Origin of the sequence: Paraburkholderia sp. ZP32-5, assembly GCF_021390495.1 — a bacterium.
GTDB lineage: Bacteria > Pseudomonadota > Gammaproteobacteria > Burkholderiales > Burkholderiaceae > Paraburkholderia.
The window spans coordinates 3,316,429-3,330,285 of record NZ_JAJEJP010000001.1 but is presented as its reverse complement, the minus strand read 5'-3'; the positions used below and the strand labels follow the sequence as shown (position 1 = coordinate 3,330,285).

The 13,857-nt window shown below is 63.1% G+C and carries 13 protein-coding genes; 8 read left to right on the top strand and 5 right to left on the bottom strand.

The features are described 5' to 3' along the window. Nucleotides 1–57 precede the first annotated feature (57 nt). Nucleotides 58–1,053: a bifunctional riboflavin kinase/FAD synthetase gene (locus L0U82_RS14345; protein WP_233831826.1), complete on the bottom strand. Its 996-nt coding sequence runs from the start codon at nucleotides 1,051–1,053 to the stop codon at nucleotides 58–60. Nucleotides 1,054–1,203: 150 nt separating this feature from the next. Here L0U82_RS14345 and purN point away from each other — a divergent pair, with 150 nt between their 5' ends. The 6 genes from purN to nadC all read left to right on the top strand — a co-directional run bounded on the left by purN (nucleotide 1,204) and on the right by nadC (nucleotide 8,152). Continuing rightward, a complete protein-coding gene (purN, locus tag L0U82_RS14340; protein ID WP_233831825.1) occupies nucleotides 1,204–1,857 on the top strand; it encodes a phosphoribosylglycinamide formyltransferase in 654 nt (217 codons plus the stop codon). Next, nucleotides 1,854–3,113: an RsmB/NOP family class I SAM-dependent RNA methyltransferase gene (locus tag L0U82_RS14335; RefSeq protein WP_233831824.1), complete on the top strand. Its 1,260-nt coding sequence runs from the start codon at nucleotides 1,854–1,856 to the stop codon at nucleotides 3,111–3,113. The genes purN and L0U82_RS14335 overlap by 4 nt, the downstream gene beginning before the upstream one ends. 72 nt (nucleotides 3,114–3,185) lie before the next feature. Further along, nucleotides 3,186–4,580 (top strand): mechanosensitive ion channel domain-containing protein, encoded by a 1,395-nt coding sequence (locus L0U82_RS14330; RefSeq protein ID WP_267929422.1) that lies wholly within the window; start codon nucleotides 3,186–3,188, stop codon nucleotides 4,578–4,580. Nucleotides 4,581–4,780: 200 nt separating this feature from the next. Then, on the top strand, nucleotides 4,781–5,977 hold the full coding sequence (locus tag L0U82_RS14325; protein WP_233831822.1) for a DesA family fatty acid desaturase: 1,197 nt from the start codon (nucleotides 4,781–4,783) through the stop codon (nucleotides 5,975–5,977). 112 nt (nucleotides 5,978–6,089) lie between these two features. Further along, a complete protein-coding gene (gene nadA / locus L0U82_RS14320) occupies nucleotides 6,090–7,229 on the top strand; it encodes a quinolinate synthase NadA (protein ID WP_233833280.1) in 1,140 nt (379 codons plus the stop codon). After that, complete coding sequence (gene nadC, locus L0U82_RS14315) at nucleotides 7,229–8,152, top strand: carboxylating nicotinate-nucleotide diphosphorylase (protein WP_233831820.1); 924 nt, start codon at nucleotides 7,229–7,231, stop codon at nucleotides 8,150–8,152. The genes nadA and nadC overlap by 1 nt, the downstream gene beginning before the upstream one ends. A gap of 127 nt (nucleotides 8,153–8,279) precedes the next feature. Here the strand turns inward: nadC and nadB are convergent, their stop codons facing one another. The 4 genes from nadB to radC form a co-directional block, all read right to left on the bottom strand. Next, nucleotides 8,280–9,887, bottom strand: a complete 1,608-nt coding sequence (gene nadB, locus L0U82_RS14310) for an L-aspartate oxidase (RefSeq protein ID WP_233831819.1) — start codon at nucleotides 9,885–9,887, stop codon at nucleotides 8,280–8,282. Between the two features lie 280 nt (nucleotides 9,888–10,167). Then, on the bottom strand, nucleotides 10,168–10,335 hold the full coding sequence (gene rpmG / locus L0U82_RS14305; RefSeq protein ID WP_008919555.1) for a 50S ribosomal protein L33: 168 nt from the start codon (nucleotides 10,333–10,335) through the stop codon (nucleotides 10,168–10,170). 10 nt (nucleotides 10,336–10,345) lie between these two features. Then, on the bottom strand, nucleotides 10,346–10,579 hold the full coding sequence (gene rpmB / locus L0U82_RS14300; protein WP_007180631.1) for a 50S ribosomal protein L28: 234 nt from the start codon (nucleotides 10,577–10,579) through the stop codon (nucleotides 10,346–10,348). A 195-nt stretch (nucleotides 10,580–10,774) separates the two neighbouring features. Next, nucleotides 10,775–11,785, bottom strand: coding sequence for a RadC family protein (radC, locus tag L0U82_RS14295; RefSeq protein WP_442793618.1), 1,011 nt, complete (start codon nucleotides 11,783–11,785; stop codon nucleotides 10,775–10,777). Nucleotides 11,786–11,976: 191 nt separating this feature from the next. Between radC and L0U82_RS14290 the strand changes: the two genes are divergently transcribed. Then, the gene (locus L0U82_RS14290) at nucleotides 11,977–12,432 is read left to right on the top strand and encodes an FKBP-type peptidyl-prolyl cis-trans isomerase (RefSeq protein WP_233831818.1); all 456 of its coding nucleotides are present in this window, start codon (nucleotides 11,977–11,979) and stop codon (nucleotides 12,430–12,432) included. A 2-nt stretch (nucleotides 12,433–12,434) separates the two neighbouring features. After that, nucleotides 12,435–13,394, top strand: coding sequence for a 4-hydroxy-3-methylbut-2-enyl diphosphate reductase (gene ispH / locus L0U82_RS14285; protein ID WP_233831817.1), 960 nt, complete (start codon nucleotides 12,435–12,437; stop codon nucleotides 13,392–13,394). Nucleotides 13,395–13,857: the final 463 nt, after the last annotated feature.

Here is a 13,857-nt window from a genome sequence, read left to right as displayed (position 1 = left end):
TTCGATGCGCGCGGCGGCGGTCCGTGCGGCGTGCTGCGCCAACCCGGACCGGGGCGGCTATCTAATTCGATCGGTGGCCGAGGTGGCGAAACCGGTGGAACGGCTGCCCGGCGTGCCGGCGCCGACGGCCGCGAACCACGCGCGGGCATTGGCGACGTCGCGCGCGATGGCGGCGGTCAGCGTTTCGAGGTCGGCGAACTTCTCCTCGTTGCGCAGCTTCTTCAGAAATTCGACGCGCACGAGTTTGCCATACGCATCGCCGTGCCAGTCGAGCAGATGCACTTCGAGCAGCACGCGGCCGGAATCGTCGACGGTGGGGCGCAGCCCGAGGCTCGCGACGCCGGGCAGCGGATGCTCGGCGATGCCGTGCACCTGCACGACGAAGATGCCGGCGAGCGCCGGGCGCTTGTGCGCGATCGGCAGATTGAGCGTAGGAAAGCCGAGGTCACGACCGAGCTTCATGCCGTGCGTGACGTGGCCGCTAATCAGGTAATCGCGGCCGAGCGCGGCACGCGCCGCGTCGAGGTCACCGGCGACCAGCGAAGCACGCACGCCCGAGCTGGAAATGCGCGCGCCCGATGGGTCGGCGACCGTCGCCATCTGCTCGACTTCGAAGCCGTATTGCTGGCCGGCGGTTTTCAGCGACGCGAAATCGCCGGCACGCTTCGCGCCGTAGCGGAAGTCGTCGCCAATCATGATCCAGCGCGCGTGCAATCCGTTGACGATGATCCGCTCGACGAACGCATCCGGCGACTGGCTCGCGAACGTGTGATTGAAATGCTCGACGACGACCCGGTCGACCCCGTTGGTGCGCAGCGCTTCGAGCTTGTCGCGCAGCATCGCGATGCGCGGCGGCGCGCCGGTCGGGTTGAAGAATTCGCGGGGATGCGGCTCGAAGGTCATCACGCAGACGGGCAGGCCGCGTGCATCGGCGGCCGCGCGCACATGGGCGAGCAGAGCCTGATGGCCGCGGTGGACACCGTCGAAATTGCCAATGGTCAGCGCGCAGGGCGCACGGCTCTCGGCATTGGGAAGACCGCGGAAGACTCTCACGATAGCGGGTTGCGGCGGTTGGGTTTGCGTTTGCAGCGGTTGGGTTGCAGATGCGGCCAAGGTGCCGCAAAACAATCGATTATAAACGCTTGGCGCGGCAGGCGGCTGCGCGGGCACGGTCCGGCGGTTGCCGAATGATAAAATCCGCGCATGAAAAAACTCGTCATCCTGATTTCCGGACGGGGCAGCAATATGGAAGCCATCGTGCGCGCCTGCGCGAGCGAGGGCTGGCCGGCGCGGATCGCCGCCGTGATTGCCAGCCGTCCCGATGCCGCGGGCCTCGCGTTCGCGGCGTCGCATGGTATCGCCACGGCGGTGGTCGATCACCGCCAGTTTGCCGATCGCGACAGCTTCGATGCGGCGCTCGCCGCGCGGATCGATGCGTTCGCACCGGACCTCGTGGTGCTCGCCGGCTTCATGCGGGTGCTCACCGCGGGCTTCGTCGACCATTACGCCGGGCGCATGCTGAACGTGCATCCGTCGCTGCTGCCCAGCTTTCCCGGCCTCAAGACCCATCAACAGGCACTCGACGCCGGCGTGCGGCTGCACGGCGCGTCGGTGCATTTCGTTACGTCGCAGCTCGATCATGGGCCGATCGTCGTACAGTCGGCCGTGCCGGTCGTCGCGGGTGACACCGCCGCCATGCTCGCCGAGCGCGTGCTGGCCACCGAACACATCATTTATCCACGCGCGGTGCGCTGGTTCGTCGAAGGGCGTCTCGCGCTCGACGGCCTACGTGTCACGCTTACGCCGCCGGAGCCGCAATGGCTCTTTGCCGGTCACACCGCCGGAGAGGGCGCATGAGATTGCATGGTTTCCTGATTGGACAAACTGAAACGCTGCTGGCCGAAGTGCTGCGGCTCAACGGCCCGGCCGACGCCACCACCAGCCGCTTTTTCCGCGCCCATCCGAAGCTCGGGCACGGCGAGCGCGGCGTGATCGCCGAAGCGGTGTTCGCGGTGCTGCGGCGCCGGATGGAGTTCGCCCACCTCGCCGAAAGCGGCTCCGGCAGCCCGGCGCGCCGCATGGCCCTGCTCGGTCTGATGCAGACGGCCGGGCGCAGCGCGCTGAAGCCGTTCGTCACCGAGGCGGAGGCGACGTGGCTCGAACACGTCGCGAAGATCGACCCGGAAAGCCTGCCGCTGCGAATTCGCCTGAATCTACCCGACTGGATCTGTCAGGCGCTGTCCACGCGCTTCGAGGCCGCCGAGCTTGCGCAACTGGCCGCCGCGCTGAACTACCCGGCGCCGCTCGATCTGCGCGCGAACCCTGTGAAGGCGAGTCGCGACGACGTGCTGGGCGCGCTGTCGAAGGCCGGCATCGAGGCCGGCGCGACGCCGTTCGCGCCGTTCGGCGTGCGCGTGGTCGGCAAGCCGCCGCTCACGAAGCTCGACGCATTCCAGCAGGGCTGGCTCGAAGTGCAGGACGAGGGCAGCCAGCTGTTGTGCTCGCTGGTCGCGCCACGGCGCGGCGAGATGATCGTCGATTTCTGCGCGGGCGCGGGCGGCAAGACGCTGGCGCTCGGCGCGGCGATGCGCTCGACCGGCCGTCTGTACGCATTCGATATCTCCGAGCGGCGGCTCGCCAAGCTCAAGCCGCGCCTCGCGCGCAGCGGGCTGTCGAACGTGAACCCGGTGCTGATCGACAGCGAGCACGACGCGAAGATCAAGCGGCTGGCCGGCAAGATCGACCGCGTGCTGGTCGATGCGCCGTGCAGCGGCCTCGGCACGCTGCGTCGTAATCCGGATCTGAAGTGGCGCCAGTCGCCGGGGTCGGTTGGTGAACTGGCGCCGAAGCAGGCGTCGATTCTCGCGAGCGCGGCGCGTCTGGTGAAGAAGGGCGGCCGTCTGGTCTATGCGACCTGCTCGATTCTCGAGGCGGAAAACGAGGCGGTCGTGCAGCAGTTTCTCGCCGATCATCCGGACTTCGCGCTCGTGCCCGTGCGCGAAGTGCTTGCCGAACAGCGCATCGAGCTCGAAATGGGCGACTACCTGTCGCTGTGGCCGCACCGTCACGCGACGGACGGCTTTTTCGCCGCCGTGCTCGAGCGCCAAAGCTAAGCGCGAGCGGGCATTCGGCCGGCGCGCGTGGCTTGGCTTGCAGGCCGCCGGGCCGGCCATTTCGGCGACATCATGCATACGACATTCCCCCATATGTTCGAGGACATCGCGCGCGACTTCGGTCGGCCCGTGATGTTGTGGCAGCTCGGCATCCTGGCCGCGACGCTGCTGCTCGCGTGGTTCGTCGCGCGCACGTTGCGGCGCCGGCTGACGGCGCCTCAGGCGCCCCGTTACCAGACCCTGCGCTTCGGCATGGAGAGCCTGAACCGCGCGGCCTTTCCGCTGATCGGCGCGGCGCTCGTGTGGCTCGCGCGGGCGATCGCCGGCCAGTTCATGCATACCGCGCTGCTCGATCTGGCGCTGGTGCCGCTGGTCGGCATCGGCCTGATCTACATCGTGTTCTTCTTCGCGCGGCGGGTGTTCAACCGCGACGGCGGCGTGCATCCGTGGCTGTTCCTCGTCGAGAAGACCGTGTCGGTCATCGTGTGGATCGGCATGGTGCTCACGCTGATGGGGATTCAGGACGACGTGATCGCGTGGATGGGCAGCGTGCACTTTCGCGTCGCCAATGCGCATATGACGCTGCTGTCACTCGTCACCGGCCTGTTGTGGGTCGGCGTCACGATGATCGTCGCGATGTGGCTGGGCTCGACATTCGAAGACCGTCTGATGCGCTCGAAAACGCTCGACGCGAATCTCAAGGTGGTGGTTGCGCGCGTCGGCCGAGCGGCCTTCGTGCTGGCAGCGGTGTTGGTCAGTCTGTCGATCGTCGGTATCGACATCACGGTGCTCGGCGTGTTCGGCGGCGCGCTTGGCGTCGGCCTCGGCTTCGGCATGCAGAAGATCGCGAGCAACTACGTGTCGGGCTTCATCATCCTGCTCGACAGGTCGTTGCGCATCGGCGACACGATCAACGTGAGCGGTCTGCAGGGCAAGGTGACGCAGATCCGCACGCGCTACACCGTCGTACGCGGACTCGACGGCATCGAGACGCTGATCCCGAACGAAAAACTGATCACCGACGTGGTGCAGAACCAGTCGTCGTATCTGACGCGCGGCTATGCGAAGGCGGCGGTGCAGATCGCCTATACGTCCGACGTCGAGGGGGCCATGGCACTGCTCGTCGAGGCCGCCGTCGATGTGCCTCGCGTGCTGCGCGAGCCCGCGCCGACGCCTTATCTGGTGGGCTTTGGCCCGGATGGCATCAATCTCGAACTGGGCTTCTGGATTGAGGACGCGGCGACCGGTACGTCGGGAGTGCGTTCGACGGTCAACCGCAATATCTGGCGGTTGTTCTCCGAGCACGGCGTGAGCATTCCGCTTGCGCAACGCGAAGTGCGGATCGTCGGCGCCGCGGGCGGCGCAATGTCGCACCCGGTATCCATGACTGGCACTGGCTCATTGGCCGAGTCCACCGCCAATGCCGCACCCGGGCCGCTGGACGGCGCCGCCAACGACGGCCGCTGAGGCCGTTTCATTGCGTCGCGAGCGCCGCGTCGCTACCGTGGCGGGGAGCTATCGCGTTGATAACGCACAAAAAATCCCTATTTGTTACAAACACTTGGAACGCTTCAAGTAGAATGTCGTCCTATCTCGCTGTATGCTTTCACTTTCATGACACACGCACTGCGTGTGCTCCGTATCTCTCGTTCTACAGGTAACTTACCTTGTTGAATTCCTTGCTCGATTTTCTTGCCCACGGTTTGCTGCAACTGTCGTGGTGGCAACTCATCGTCTACACGCTGATCGTGACGCACATCACGATCATCGGCGTGACCGTTTATCTGCATCGCTGCCAGGCGCATCGCGCGCTGGACCTGCATCCGATCGCAAGTCATTTTTTCCGTTTCTGGCTGTGGATGACCACCGGTATGTTGACCGGCCAGTGGGCCGCGATTCACCGTAAGCACCACGCGAAGTGCGAGACCGAGGAAGATCCGCACAGCCCGCAAACCCGCGGTATCTGGAAGGTGCTGCTGGAAGGCGCCGAACTCTATCGCGTTGAAGCGAAAAACGAAGAAACGATGCGCAAGTTCAGCCACGGCACGCCGAACGACTGGATGGAACGCAACGTCTACACGAAGTACCCGATTCTCGGCGTGAGCCTGATGATGGTGATCAACGTTGCGCTGTTCGGTATCGTCGGTCTGACGATCTGGGCCGTGCAGATGATCTGGATTCCGTTCTGGGCGGCTGGCGTGGTCAACGGTCTCGCGCACTTCTGGGGCTACCGCAATTTCAATTCGTCGGATGCGAGCACCAACATTTTCCCGTGGGGCATCATCATCGGCGGCGAAGAACTGCATAACAATCATCACACGTATGCGACTTCGGCCAAGCTGTCGAACAAGTGGTACGAGTTCGACATCGGCTGGATGTACATCCGCATCATGCAGGCGTTCCGTCTGGCCAAGGTGAAGAAGGTCGCGCCGACGCCGCGTCTGACCACCGGCAAGCTCGTGCTCGATCAGGACACGCTGCAGGCCGTGCTCGCGAACCGCTATGAAGTGATGGCGCGTTACGCGAAAGCGATCAAGCGCGCATACCGTCAGGAGCTTGCGCATCTGAAGGAAGTTGGTGCACGCGAGAAGTATCAGGTGATGCGCGGCGCGCGCAGCTGGTTCCACAAGGAAGAGGCGGGCCTGAACGAGCCGCAGAAGCTTCAGTTGCCGCAGATTTTCGCGAACAGTCAGAAGCTGAAAACCTACATCGATATGCGCAACGAACTCGCGTCGATCTGGGAGCGCTCCAACGCGTCGCGCGAGCAACTGCTGGCGCAATTGCAGGACTGGTGTCATCGAGCCGAGCAAAGCGGTATCAAGGCTCTGCAAGACTTCGCGATGCGGCTGCGTCGCTACGCCTGAAATCCATTAAAATTTCAGAACGTCACAAAACCCCGCGTTGGCGGGGTTTTGCATTTTTGGGCCACGAAAATCGTTGCGATTTCGCGGCAGCCGAGTGAGGGCAGAGGAGATGATGGAGCAGCAGGCGATCAGGACTGTCGAATACGACCGGCCTGAGCAGCAGGGCATGATCTGCGGAGTCGGGCAGGCGTGGGCGAAGGTGCCCGAGACACCGTCGGCGGAAGAAAAGCTGGCGCTGAAGGCGCGCATTCGTGCGTTACTGAAGCGCGAGAAGGCGGTGCTCGTCGCGCACTATTATGTCGACGCCGAATTGCAGGAGCTGGCCGACGAAACTGGCGGCTGCGTGGCTGATTCGCTGGAAATGGCGCGCTTCGGACGAGATCACGACGCGCAGACACTGGTGGTCGCCGGCGTCCGTTTCATGGGCGAGACCGCGAAAATCCTCAGTCCGGACAAGCGCATTCTGATGCCGGATCTGGATGCGACCTGTTCACTCGACCTCGGTTGTCCAGTCGACGAGTTTTCTGCATTCTGCGACGCGCATCCGGACCGCACGGTGGTCGTCTACGCGAACACGAGCGCCGCCGTGAAGGCCCGGGCGGACTGGATGGTGACGTCGTCGATCGGATTGAAGATCGTCGCCGATTTGCACGCGCGCGGCGAAAAGATTATCTGGGCGCCGGACCGCCATCTCGGCAGTTATATCCAGGGCAAGACCGGCGCGGACATGCTGATGTGGCAGGGCTCCTGTCTCGTGCACGACGAATTCAAAGGCATCGAACTCGATCTGCTGCGCGCGGAGTATCCGCATGCGAAGGTGCTCGTGCATCCGGAGTCGCCCCCTGGCGTGGTCGCGCTCGCCGACGTCGTCGGCTCGACCACGCAGTTGATCGACGCCGCGCAAAAGCTTGACGCGAGCCATTTCATCGTCGCGACCGACCTCGGCATCCTGCACAAGATGCAACTCGCCGCCCCTGGCAAGACGCTGATTGCCGCGCCCACGGCCGGCAATAGCGCGACCTGCAAGAGTTGCGCGCATTGTCCGTGGATGGCGATGAACGGACTCGCCAATCTGGCTGACGTACTCGAGCGTGGCCATAACGAAATTTTCGTCGATCGCGCGATCGGCGAGCGCGCGCGCGTGCCGATCGACCGCATGCTCGATTTCGCCGCGCGTCAAAAGAAGCGCGTGCAGGCAAGCGGCGATCTCGCGCGCGACGTGCAACTGTATTCGAACGTGGGGGCAGCGTAATGACGGTGGTTGAGAAGGCGCCTGTGCAGGCGGCGGGGTACCAGGGATCTGGCGCGGTGTCGCCGCTCTTCGCGGAGATTCATGCGGAATACGGCGCGGCGTTCGATGCGGCGCTCGCGCGCAACGTCGCCGACGCGCTCGCCGAAGATGTCGGCACGGGTGACGAGACCGGCCGGCTCGTGCCCGCCGACGACATCCGCAGCGCACGCATCACCGTACGCGAAGAGGCTGTGCTGTGCGGCGTGTTGTGGTTCGATGCGGTGATGCGCGCGATCGATCCGCGCATTGAGGTTCAGTGGTGTTATCGCGAAGGCGATCGCATGAGCGCGAATACGCCGGTTTGCGAGTTGCGTGGACCGGTGCGCGCTCTGCTGACCGGGGAGCGCAACGCGATGAATTTCCTGCAACTGCTATCGGGCGTGGCGAGCATAACGCGCCGCTACGCGGACGCGATCGCTCACACGAGTACGCGCGTTCTGGATACGCGCAAGACGTTGCCGGGTTTGCGGCTCGCGCAGAAGTACGCGGTGCGGGTCGGCGGTGGCGCGAATCAGCGTCTCGCGCTGTACGACGGCATTCTGATCAAGGAGAACCACATTGCCGCAGCGGGAGGCATCGGCGCGGCAATGGAGGCGGCGCTGGCATTGAATACGGGCGTGCCGATCCAGATCGAAGTCGAAACGCTCGATGAATTGCAAACCGCGCTCGCACATCGGGCACAGAGCATTCTGCTCGACAACTTTTCGCTCGATATGATGCGCGACGCGGTTCGTATCACGGCGGGGCGGGCGGTACTCGAAGTGTCCGGCGGCGTGAACTTCGAAACTGTGCGCACGATTGCTGAGACCGGCGTCGATCGCGTATCGATTGGTGCGCTGACCAAAGACGTGCGCGCGACTGACTACTCGATGCGGATCGTTTGATCCCCGCGGGCGGGCGCGAGGCGCTCGCGAGTGCTGAACAAGGCCATTGCCGGGGAATTCCGGCGATGGCCTTGTCGTTTTTGCGCTACCGTTTCGTTTCAGCCTGAGGTAGGCGAGCGCGTGTCGATCAGACCACTCGGGTATCAGGCCGGCGCACGTATTCGGGCGACAGTACGGTCGGCAGGGCTTTCGGCAAAGGCGCGGGCCAGTCGCGGCTGAAATGCAGGCCCCGGCTTTCGCGCCGCGAGCGTGCTCCCTCGACGATCAGCGATGCCACGTCGACCAGATTGCGCAGCTCCAGCAGATCGCGGCTCACCTTGAAGTTCGCGTAGTACTCGTGGATTTCGTCGCGTAGCAATGCAAGGCGATGCTTTGCGCGCTCGAGCCGCTTGTCCGTGCGCACGATGCCGACGTAATTCCACATCAGGCGGCGCAACTCGTCCCAGTTGTGCGCGACCACGACTTCCTCGTCAGGATCGGACACGCGGCTTTCGTCCCAGGCCGGCAGCGGTGCATGGATCGCGGAACTGAAGCCTTCTGACTCGATTGCCTGCGCGGCGGAGCGGCCGATCACCAGACACTCCAGCAGTGAGTTGCTGGCGAGACGGTTTGCGCCGTGCAAGCCGGTGCAAGACGTTTCGCCGACTGCGTAAAGGCCCGCGAGATCAGTGCGGCCCGCGAGATCGGTGACGACGCCGCCGCACGTATAGTGCGCGGCCGGCACGACCGGAATCGGCTCTTTGGTGATGTCGATGCCGAATTCGAGGCAGCGGGCCAGAATGGTCGGGAAATGCTCGTGCAGGAATTCGGGCGGTTGATGACTGATGTCGAGATACACGCAATCGATGCCGCGTTTCTTGATCTCGAAGTCGATCGCGCGCGCAACGATGTCACGTGGAGCAAGTTCGGCGCGTTCGTCGTGATTCGGCATGAAGCGCGTGCCGTCGGGCAGCTTGAGAATGCCGCCTTCACCGCGCACCGCTTCCGAAATCAGAAACGACTTCGCGTAGGGATGAAACAGGCAGGTCGGATGGAACTGGATGAATTCCATGTTCGACACGCGGCAGCCGGCGCGCCATGCCATCGCGATGCCGTCGCCGGTCGCCGTGTCGGGGTTGGTCGTGTACAGATAGACTTTTCCGGCGCCACCGGTCGCGAGTACTGTATGCGGTGCCTCGATCGTCACGGTGCGCCCGTTTTGCAGATCAAGTGCATACAGACCGTGGCAACGACGGTCTGGCAGACCAAGGCGTTCGGAGGTGATCAGGTCGATCGCGTGGTGATCTTCGAACAGAGTGATATTCGGATGGCGGCGCACCTGTTCGCTGAGCGTGGCGACAACCGCGTGGCCGGTTGCATCGGCCGCGTGAATGATCCGGCGATGGCTATGGCCGCCTTCGCGTGTCAGATGGAAACCGAGTTCTGCTGCGTCGTCCTTCGTAAACGGCACACCCTGCTCGATCAGCCATTCGATCGCGGCGCGCCCGTGTTCGACAATGAAGCGCGTCGCCGTCTCATCGCACAGACCGCCACCCGCGATCAGCGTGTCGCGCACGTGATTGTCGATGCTGTCCGCTGAGTCGAGTACCGCGGCGATGCCGCCTTGCGCCCAGTCGCTCGCGCCTTCGGTCAAGGACCGCTTGGCTATCACCGCAACTCGCCGGGTTTGAGCGAGGTTGAGCGCGACGCTCAAACCAGCAAGCCCGCTACCGACAATCGCTACATCGAATTCCATTGCCTACATCTCCGTCTTTCGTTTTGCGATGACGACGCACGCGTCGCGCGCCGCTAAAACGACAAAGGATACGCGTGGCAGCGAGCGAACGAAAGTCGGCCGGACGGAATAGGACGGTTTAGTTCTGCAAGAGTAAGCCGTGAACGGATTGCGGAGAGGGGGCGGCGACAAACGGGCGATGGGGCGATACGGTCAATGCGTGGCCAAAAACAAAAAAGCCTCGCATGAATGCGAGGCTTTTTGCTTGTCTTCTGTCTTCGTCAGGCTCAAGGATCCAAGATTACTTGATCTTGGTTTCCTTGTAGTCAACGTGCTTGCGGATGACCGGATCAAATTTCTTGATCAGCATCTTTTCCGGCATGTTGCGTTTGTTCTTCGTCGTCGTGTAGAAGTGACCCGTACCAGCGGTCGATTCCAGCTTGATCTTGTCGCGTGCGCCTTTCGCCATGATTTACTCCTTAGGCTTCACCGCGTGCGCGCAGGTCTGCGAGCACAGCGTCGATACCGTTCTTGTCGATCAGGCGCAGGCCGGCGTTCGAAACGCGCAGACGCACCCAACGGTTTTCGCTTTCCACCCAGATGCGGCGGTTTTGCAGGTTCGGCAGGAACCGGCGCTTGGTCTTGTTGTTCGCGTGGGAAACGTTGTTGCCGCTCATCGGCGCTTTCCCAGTTACTTGGCATACGCGTGCCATGAGAGCACTCCTAATACGCTAATTCTGAGTTCGAACGCCGTGAAAGTTTCCCGAAAAGAGCCGCGCTGAAGTGGAGTGACAAGACTCGCTACTGCAGCCGCCTGACCTTTGCGGAACGCCTTAATGGCTTCGGAACAGGGGGTTGGAAATAGGCAAACCGGAATTCTAGCAGAAAAAAAGCCGCAAAATCAAACCTTATTTGCTGCCACGGACCTGCCTATCATGCGGCGGGCGCTTTGTCTCCAGCAGCGCCTCCGGCTTGGGCGTCAGCCCCGGCCAGCCGGCACGGGCGAACGAGTATACGCTGTCCGCGCCGACGATCAGGTGATCGCTCAGTTGCACATCGACGAGCGCGAGCGCATCGCGCAACGTCTGTGTCAGGCGGCAGTCGCTCGCGCTCGGCTGCACCACGCCGGACGGGTGGTTGTGCGCGACGATGAGGCTGGCGGCATTCGCGGTGAGGGCACGGCGCACGATCTCGCGCGGATAGACCGCCATGCGCGTGAGCGAGCCGCGCGCGCTTTCCTCGCAACGGATCAGTCGATGCCGCGCGTCGAGAAACAGCGACACGAACACCTCCTGCGGCTGTCCGCCGATTTGCAGACGCAAATAGTTTTCGACGACTTCAGGCGAATTCATCAGCTCGCGCGTGCGCATCTTGTCGACGAGCGAGCGGCGCGCCATTTCCATGATCGCGAGCAGCTGGGTCTTTTTCGCCGGGCCGATGCCGCGGATGCCGTCGAAATCGGCGTAGGTCGCATCGAGCATCGCGCGCAGCGAGCCGAAGCGTTCGAGCAGCACGCGTGCGACGCTGAATACATCATGACCTTGCAGGCCGGAGCCGAGCACGAGTGCGATCATGTCGGTATCCGACAGCACATGGGCGCCCTGATTGATCAGCCGCTCGCGCGGCATGTCGCGCTTGAGCCACTTGCCGCGCAGGAGCCGCGGCCGGGCGCGTGCTTTAGGGGCGCGTGAAGTCGCGCTGGCGGCTCGGGTTGGCCCAGCGGGCTGCCCGGCTATTTCGGCGGGCACGGAGAGTTTTTCTTTTCCGATAGGGCCGGGCGGGCCGGCAATTGCCGCAGTCCCAGCACCTTCGGTAATCCCGGCTGCCATGGTCGCCGTATCTGCCAGAGGACGGGGCTTGCGCTTATTGCGCGGCGCAATCTCAGGTGCCGCGTCGATGGTGCTGGCGAAATCAGCCATATATCTAGAATCCTCCGCTGGGGGTTGGCGGCGCGGTGTAATGCGCGGCCGCCGCGCGCGACGGACTCGAACCGTCGCGCGCTAGGTGGCTTACAATAGACGCTTTGCGCACGGCATCCGACGGTTTGCCACACGCGTCGCCTGCGCCCGCGGCGCCCGCGTGCAGCGCGCTTCGACTGAGCGAGCATTGCATGAGCATCATCGATATTTCCGAGGTGAAACCCGGTTCACACGTCACGCTGCATTACCGGCTTTCCCTTGCCGATGGCGCTGAGGTGATCAACACCTTTAACGACAAGCCGGCCACGCTGCTGCTCGGCGCCGGTCAACTGGCGCCGTCGCTGGAAGATATTTTGCTGGGTTTGAAGGTGGGCCACCATTCGACCTTTCGGCTAACCCCCGAGCAGGCATTCGGTCCGCGCAATCCGGAGCTGATCCAGCGTGTGTCGCTTGCCACGCTGCGGGAAAACAGCATGATCGGCGAGGATTTTTCCCCGGGCGACCTGGTCGAATTCAACGCGCCGGGCGGCGGGCGCTATGCCGGCGTGTTGAAGGAAGTCGGCGAAACGTCGGCCCTGTTCGATTTCAATCACCCACTTGCCGGCCAGCCGCTGGCGTTTGAAGTGAAAATCATCGGGATTCTGTAAACATGAGCATCACGGATACGACTCTCGCCGAAGCGGAGATCCTGCTGGCTCAGCCACGCGGTTTCTGCGCCGGCGTCGACCGGGCGATCGAGATCGTCGAGCGGGCCATCATGCTGCACGGCTCGCCGATCTACGTGCGCCACGAAATCGTCCATAACGCCTATGTGGTCGAAGACCTGCGCAAGAAGGGCGCGATCTTTATCGAAAGCCTCGAGGAAGTGCCGGCCGGCAATACGGTGATCTTCAGCGCGCACGGCGTGCCGAAGGCCGTGCGGTCGGAAGCGGAGTCGCGCGGGCTGCGAGTGTATGACGCCACCTGCCCGCTTGTGACCAAGGTGCATATCGAAGTCGCGAAAATGCGCCAGGACGGCTTTGACATCGTGATGATCGGTCACAAGGGTCACCCCGAGGTCGAGGGCACGATGGGGCAAACGGCCGAAGGCATGTATCTCGTCGAAGACATCGAAGACGTGCAGGCGCTGCAGCTTGCCGATCCCGAGCGCATTGCGTTCGTCACGCAAACCACGCTGTCGGTCGACGACGCCGCGGAAATCATCCGCGCGCTGAAAGCCAAGTACCCGTCAATCCGTGAGCCGAAAAAGCAGGACATCTGCTACGCGACGCAGAATCGTCAAGACGCGGTGAAGTTCATGGCGCCGCAATGCGACGTCGTGATCGTCGTGGGCAGCCCCAACAGTTCGAACTCCAACCGCCTGCGCGAACTGGCCGAAAAGCTCGGCGTGCCGGCGTATATGGTCGATTCTCCGGACCAGATCGACCCGGTCTGGGTCGAAGGCAAGCGCCGCATCGGCGTGACGGCCGGCGCGTCGGCGCCGGAAGTGCTGGCCCAGGCGGTGATCGCGCGTTTGCGCGAGCTGGGCGTACGCAACGTGCGCGCGCTCGACGGCATCGAGGAAAACATCGCGTTTCCGCTGCCACGTGGCCTAGGCTTGCCCGCCTGACACCCGTTAGCCGCACTAAGAGAAAAGCGCACCCTTGGGTGCGCTTTTTTTATGCCGTCGCGTGCCGCGCCACATGTCAACAATAAGTACCCGATCAACAGAGATTAGTAATTTGAGTGGCCTTGCGCACAAATCAATTCGAATTGTGATCCGGTGTTTTATTGATTTTGCGCCGATGCATCCCCGTTTTAAGCTGTTCGAAACGGACGTCACCAATTAACCATGCACTGAATTAGTGCGCTTTATCTAATACGCGCTAAAAGCACAGATCGACGCAAAGCCCCGCGCGTCCAGCATTTAGCCGAAACCGCCCGCAACACTTGATGCTATCGGGCTGCACGACGGTGCAACTGGCGCGCGAAAAAGAGTCGCAACCGGGTTGCGCTTTTTGGCGGATTTCGCTTCCAAAATATGGTTGCAATGCAGGAAAACCCTGCCGGTTCAACAATATTGCCCACCGCAT